At 45.4% G+C, this 1314-nt stretch carries 1 protein-coding gene; it reads right to left on the bottom strand.

The features are described 5' to 3' along the window. Positions 1-43: 43 nt before the first annotated feature. Positions 44-1258: an IS256 family transposase gene (locus JMX48_RS13955; protein WP_201538771.1), complete on the bottom strand. Its 1215-nt coding sequence runs from the start codon at positions 1256-1258 to the stop codon at positions 44-46. Positions 1259-1314: the final 56 nt, after the last annotated feature.

Here is a 1314-nt window from a genome sequence, read left to right as displayed (position 1 = left end):
TGAGCCAATACTGAGCCCATCCCAGATTCTGTGTAACTGCCATTTAGATTAAATGCCTGCTGATACGGTCATCAAACATAATCATAAAGCGATTCAAAGCAGACGTCCAGTTACGAATCGGCATAGACCACTTTTTGGACGCCTGCTGGGTTGCTAAGTACACCACTTTGAATGCTGCCTGATCAGACGGGAAGACCTTACGCTTATTCACCGCCGTACGAATCACGCTGTTTAGTGACTCAATAGCATTGGTGGTATATATGACTTTTCTGATGTCTTTAGGATAGTCAAAGAATACCGTTAGGCCATCCCAGTTATTGCGCCAAGACTTAACCACGTGCGGGTAATCCTTACCCCAAGTCTCATCAAAGTGCTCAAGATTGGCCTCTGCTATCTCAAGCGTATCCGCACCGTAGATGGCTTTTAGATCAGCCGCTACGGCCTTTTTATCTATCCAGGGTACAAACTTCATCGAATACCGCACCATATGCACAATACACAGCTGAACCTGAGCGTTGGGATAAACGGTGTTGATGGCATCAGGAAAGCCCTTTAGACCATCAACACAGGCAATGAGGATATCTTGCACTCCGCGGTTTTGCAATTCAGTGAGCACGCCTAGCCAGAACTTAGCCCCTTCATTCTCTGATAGCCACATGCCTAATAGCTCCTTTTTACCGTTAAGAGCAACACCTAGCGCCAGATAAATAGCCTTATTGATGATCTGTTTATCTTGACGTACCTTAACGACAATGCAGTCCAAATAGACGATAGGATAGATACTGCTCAGTGGCCTGTTCTGCCATGCAGTGATGTCCTCTAAGATGTTGTCAGTGACTCTTGAGACAAGAGAGCTTGAGATGTCGACATCGTAGAGCTCTTTGATGGTTTCGACGATCTCAGTCGTGGTTTGACCTTTGGCGTAAAAGAATATGATCTTGTCATCAAGACCTGAGATACGGGTTTGATGCTTACGCACTAATGCAGGTTTAAAGTCACCATCACGGTCTCTTGGGGTGGATATTTCAAGATCGCCTGTGTCACTGCGGACAGTCTTTTTAGTATGACCGTTGCGCTTGTTAGGCTTATCCGCCTTTTCATGCTTGGGATAGCCAAGATGGTCTTCCATCTCAGCTTCAAGGGCAGTGTCGATAAAGGATTGCATGAGCTGCTTCTGGAAGTCTTTGATGTCATCGAAGCTGTTCATGCTACCAGCCATTTGCTCAGCCAGTTTCTTAATGTCAGATTGAGTAGTCATTGCTTATTCTCCGGTTAGTGGATTATAAGCAGTTACACACTTTTTGGGAATGTCTC

The organism is Psychrobacter immobilis (assembly GCF_904846225.1).
GTDB lineage: Bacteria > Pseudomonadota > Gammaproteobacteria > Pseudomonadales > Moraxellaceae > Psychrobacter > Psychrobacter immobilis_F.
This window is presented reverse-complemented; position numbering and strand designations above follow the sequence as displayed.

What these genes read in the sequence shown, in the direction of transcription:
- JMX48_RS13955 (WP_201538771.1), bottom strand. Translation starts at nt 1,258, where the DNA reads ATGACTACTCAATCTGACATTAAGAAACTGGCTGAGCAAATGGCTGGT.